The following is a 5,090-nucleotide window of genomic DNA, read 5'->3' on the forward strand; positions in this document are numbered from 1 at the left end:
CCGACCTCGACAGGGAGCTCATCGGCCAGGGCGTGCCGGTGCCCTCCCGGGTACGGACCGGCCGCTCACACCTGGCCGCGCACCCGGCGCAGGCCGTATCTCGTACGTCTGACGACGGCGTAACCCTTCGTCAGCATCCGTTCTCTCATGTAGATCAGCGGGACCTGGTTTCCCTCGACGGCCCGGCTGAACATTCTCATCGACGTACCCTCGGCGACGGTCAGGCGCGGTAGCGCGAGCACGTCGTGCCGGTCGGCGGCGATGGCGTTGTTCACCGCGCAGGCGGCCCAGTAACCGGCCCGCCTGACCTCGCGCCGTACCCGCACGCTGGAGTAGCCGTACGGGTAGGCCATCGTCGCGACCAGGGAGCCGATCTTGTCTTCGAGCAGGGCCTTGTTGCGCCGCAGCTCCTGACGGAGCTCGTCATCCGGAAGCTGGTCGAGCTGAGGATGGCTGTGGCTGTGCCCGCCGATCTCGATGCCGCACGAGGCGGCCTCGCGCGCCTGGCTCCACGACAGCATCGTGTCCAGCGGCCTGCCCGCCGCGTCCTTGCCCGCGTCGCTGACCCACCCGCTGGTCAGGAAGACGGTCGCGGGGAAGTCGTAGCGCTCGAGCAGGGGCAGCGCCTCGCTGTGGAAGTCGGCGTACCCGTCGTCGAAGGTCACCACCACCGGCCGCTCCGGGATGGAGCGGCCGTTGTTCTTGTGCAGCGAGGCGACCAGGTCGGCCACCGTCAGCGGCGTGAACCGGTTCTCCTTCAGGTAGGCCAGCTGCTCGGCGAAGGCAGAGGGCCGTACCGCCAGCGGCTTCGTCTCGGCGTTGGGCCGGTCGGAAACCGAGTGGTACATCAGGATCGGTACGCGGATCATGAACGCACCCGCTTCAGTCGAAGGGAACCGATGACGTAACCCCAGGTGGTCCAGGCGAGGCCGACGACGATCGCGCCGGCCCTGCCGAGACCGGACAGATCACCCCGCAGCGCCTCACCGATCCCGCGCAACGCGCCCAGCGGCAGCGCCTTCATCGCGTGCGCCCGCTCGCTCGACAGCCCGTCGCCCGCCCCCACGCTCTGGGTGACCAGCGCCTTGGACAGGCCCTCCGCGTAACACCGCGAGCGGAAGTAGGCGAAGGTGGCACGCGCGGCCGGCACCTTGTGGCCGATCACCGCGGCGGGTTCGAACAGCATCCCCGCACCGGGCATCCGTTGCGAGAGCCGGATGCAGAACTCGGTCTCCTCGCAGCCCAGCGGGCGGGGCTTGCGCCCCTGCACGCTGCGGCCGATGCCGGTGTGGAACCCGCCGACCTCCTGCACGGCCTCCCTGCGGAAGGCCGCGTTGCCGCCCATGACGTTGCGGATCCGCGCCCGCTGCGTGGGCATGCCGCGATAGCTGCAGCCCACGGTCCAGTCGAACTCGTAGGGATACCAGCCGGGCCGGTGCCCGGTGCCCCACAGCGGTTTGGTCAGCCCGCCCACCCCCACGATGGTCGGGTCCTGGAAGCCCTCCTCCAGCGCTTCCAGCCAACCAGGCTCCGCGACGGCGTCGTCGTCCAGGTATGCCACGATGTCGCCGGAGGCGGTCGCCGCGCCGGTGTTCTTGCCACCGGACAGCCCCTTCTCCTGAGCGTTCTCCACCACGACGACGCCGGGGTACTCCTTCTTCAGCCTCAGATGGAGGTCCGGGTTGTAGTCGACGACCAGGATGATCTCGTGCGGCCGGCGGCTCTGGTTCTCGACCGACTCGACGGCTGCTCGGATGTCCTCCCAGCGTTCCTCGGTGTAGACGCAGATGACGACACTGCTTCTCATGGCTACGCGGCGCCCTGGTCCGCCGCGCGGGAGGTGGCGGCCGGCTCGTGCACGACGGGAGCCGGGTTGCTCCGCCACTCGCGGATGATGGTCTTCAACACCCGGATGCCGTCGCGGACGGCATGCAGGTTGCTCTCGCCGTGGATGCGGCAGCGCTCGTGGCTGGGCACCTCGTGAACCTTGAGCCCGGCCTTGGCGGCGCGGACGTTCATCAGGGTCTCGATCTCGAAGCCGTCGCAGTCGAGGTTGAGCACGTCCAGGTGGCGGGCCCAGAAGGCGTTGTAGCCGTAGCACAGGTCGCTGTAGCTGGTGCCGTACATCCTGTTGACCAGCGCGGTCAGCGTCTTGTTGCCGAACTTGCGGATGAACGTCAGGTCGTCGCTGCCGCCGCCGGACGCGTAGCGTGAGCCCTTGACGAAGTCGGCCCCGGTGACCAGCGCGCCCACGAACTGGATGATCTCACGGCCGTCCGTGGACCCGTCGGCGTCGATCATCACGATGATGTCGCCGGTGCAGGCGGCGAATCCGGCCGAGAGCGCGTTCCCCTTGCCCTTGCCGGTCTGGCGGACCACGCGGATGTTGGGGCGCAGCTTCCTGGCCACGGCGACGGTGTCGTCCACCGAGTTACCGTCCACCAGGACGATCTCGTCGATCCACTGCGGCAGCGTCGCGAAGACGTGCGGAAGGTTCTCCGCCTCGTTCATGGCCGGTACGACGACGCTGACAGTCGGGGAGATCGCCATGTTGGGGGTGATGGGGGTGAACCGCTCGATGGGCGGCACCGCCCTCAAGGGGGGCTTGTTGTTGTAGTGCTTGGCGACTTCGGGACTCATGATGACGGATGTCCTTCCGGGCGGTCTGTCGTCAGGGGCGACTGGCGGACGGACCCGGGGCCATAGACGATCGAAACGATCGGGGGAAATGGCGAATGCGATGAGGGATGCATGCGAGGGTCCTGGCGAATGGGGTGCGATGACGGGAGCGGTCTAACCCACTCCCCATGGTTCCTTGACGACCGGAGTGCTTGATTGGTTCTGCGCGGGGGTGCGCATACGGCCGAACCCCTTCAGCACACGGTCAGCAAGCCTGTACAAATGCGGGCGATCCGTAACGATCGTTCGTGCTTTGTTGACCGGGGTACGGCCGATCCAGTGGACGGCGGCCGCGGGGGAGGGACGCGAGACGCGGCCTTCCGCGACGAAGAGGTCACCGCTCTTCAGCCAGCTCTTGTACTCGCGTCCACCCTTGCCCATGTCGACCTGCCGCAGCCCTGAGCCGGCGGCGTGCTCGGCCATGTGCAGGTGGTGCATGATGCCGGGGGAGTAGCGCGCGAACTCGGTGTCGTAGGCGGGAAACCAGCCCACCAGGGTCGTCGCGGTACGGAGGCCGAAGTGCCCGGCGACGGGCCTGTCTCCGGCGTAGACCATGGTCAGGACACCCGCGAAACTCTCGGACTTCTCGGCATGCATCTCGTCGAGCAACTGGACGATCCACGGCTGGGCGAAGCGGTCGACGCGGCCCGTCCTGCGGTACTGGTCGGACTTCCAGTTGGTGAGCGTGCGGAGCGTGCCGAGGTCGGACGAGTCCCACTCGAAGCGGATCTCGCCCTGCTCGCGGCCGAGCTTGCGCTCCTTGTAGCGGACGGTCTTGAGGTTCTTCGGCGAGTTGGCCTTCACCTGCTCGATGTAGGCCTCGAAACCCACGCTGAGGTCCATCACCGGCGCCGGTCGCACGTCGGACTCGTACGCCGCGAACGTCGGCTGGCCGGGGACCAGATGGTCGAAGTCGAAGACCGAGAGCCTGCAGGCGCGCAGCAGGGTACGGACGTCCAGGTCGAGCCCGGGAACCGAGATCAGTCCGTGGCAGGTGGTCAGGAAGCCGCCGAGCGGCTTGCCGATCCCGAAGCTGTGCCGTTCGTAGGGGAAGAATCCCACGATCTTGCCGTCGTCCTGGATGACCGCGACGCGGACGTAGTCACGCAGGCGCCCCATGGCGAGCGCGAACTCCACGGAGAGGAAGGGGTTGTCCAGCGACGGGTCCGCTACCTGTAACTCCCGCCATCGTGAGATCTCGGACTCCCCGAGGTCTCCCGGGCGAACGATGACGATGTTCACCTTGACCTGACCCCCTGTTCGGTCTGCAAGCTCCCACTCCCCCGATACAACACGCGTAGTACGTATATGAAACCGCCGAGCACCGCGATCGTCGCAACTCCGGCACGAGGCGACCACGCGTCAAAAGTGAGCATGGCAGCGGCCAAGAGAACGTTCACAACCAGGCTTGCCGCTGCCCCCACTGATAGTGCCGCAAGAGGGTCACGATCACGCAACAGTCCTACCACTGCGATGCCTGGGACCGCCAACAGGAACAGGGGGGTGAGAACCAGGCGTAACGGGGTGTCGATGTCCACCAAGGCGATCACGGCCCCCGCGACGCATGCGAAGGTGAGCGCCCATTTGAGCACTCTGCGGTTGATCGACATCTCCGAAACTCCCGGTTGGTAATGACGTGACTGATCGCGCCTTCATGTGATCAATCACTCAGCATGGACGTCAATGCCGACGCTCGGCACCAGTCCATGGTTTACCGGATTCCTGGGAGAAGTCTCGGTGTTAGGTAAAACGAGATGCGGGAATCAGCCGATCTCCCCCTCGGAGCTCGCCCCGGTGGAGGGGGTCGGGGTCGGGTCGGGTGCCGGGTCCGGGGGAGGCGCGGAGGCGTCCGCCTCCGGGTTCTCCCAGGAAATCGCGCATCCGGTGTTGCCCCCGGCGGACCTGAACGCGACCCGTCCCGCGCCGCTCTCCGAGGGATCCCTGGCTGTGACCCAGATCACGGCCCTCGCCCCCGCCTTCAGCCGCCCCCGGGCGGGATGCACGTCGAGCCCGCCGGAGGTGGTCGCCGACCAGGAGAGCGTGGCGTTGCGGGCCGCGAGCTGAATCTGCCCGGCGCCCTCTCCGATGTCCGACGGGCACGAGACGGTCAGCCGCCCGGCCGCGGGAGGCGGGGTGGTGGCGCGGGTGGCGCGGGACGGTCCCGCCGAGGACCTGCGGGTCGGCGCCGGACGCGCCGTGGTGGGGGTGGGGGCGGGCATCCCGGTCTCCTGGGTCCTTCGCGGAGTGGGGGTCGGCGCGCTCTCCGTCTTCGGGTCCGCCGTCTCCGACTCCTCCGGCGGCAGGTCGGGCGGCGAAGGGCCGATGTGGGCAGCGGCACGTTCGGGCAGTCCCGCGCGAGCGTGGTCAGCGTGTTCTTCTCGGCGGTGTCGGCGGTCAGGGCCCAGCGCCAC

Annotated in this window: 5 protein-coding genes and 1 pseudogene; all 6 read right to left on the reverse strand. The window is 68.0% G+C overall.

Annotated features, from left to right (window positions below; translation table 11 throughout):
- Positions 1-65: 65 nt before the first annotated feature.
- Positions 66-869: a polysaccharide deacetylase family protein gene (locus tag ABZ260_RS46110; RefSeq protein ID WP_355630920.1), complete on the reverse strand. Its 804-nt coding sequence runs from the start codon at positions 867-869 to the stop codon at positions 66-68.
- Positions 866-1,807 (reverse strand): glycosyltransferase family 2 protein, encoded by a 942-nt coding sequence (locus ABZ260_RS46115; protein ID WP_355630923.1) that lies wholly within the window; start codon positions 1,805-1,807, stop codon positions 866-868. The genes ABZ260_RS46110 and ABZ260_RS46115 overlap by 4 nt, the downstream gene beginning before the upstream one ends.
- Before the next feature lie 2 nt (positions 1,808-1,809).
- Positions 1,810-2,640, reverse strand: a complete 831-nt coding sequence (locus tag ABZ260_RS46120; protein WP_355630926.1) for a glycosyltransferase family 2 protein — start codon at positions 2,638-2,640, stop codon at positions 1,810-1,812.
- Positions 2,641-2,793: 153 nt separating this feature from the next.
- Entirely contained in the window at positions 2,794-3,921 is a 1,128-nt protein-coding gene (locus tag ABZ260_RS46125; RefSeq protein ID WP_355630929.1) for a GNAT family N-acetyltransferase, read from the reverse strand.
- Positions 3,918-4,289: a hypothetical protein gene (locus tag ABZ260_RS46130; protein WP_350921177.1), complete on the reverse strand. Its 372-nt coding sequence runs from the start codon at positions 4,287-4,289 to the stop codon at positions 3,918-3,920. The genes ABZ260_RS46125 and ABZ260_RS46130 overlap by 4 nt, the downstream gene beginning before the upstream one ends.
- Before the next feature lie 153 nt (positions 4,290-4,442).
- Positions 4,443-5,090, reverse strand: a pseudogene (locus ABZ260_RS46135) (hypothetical protein); the annotation flags it as partial.

This window comes from Streptosporangium sp. NPDC006013, assembly GCF_040614275.1.
Lineage (GTDB): Bacteria > Actinomycetota > Actinomycetes > Streptosporangiales > Streptosporangiaceae > Streptosporangium.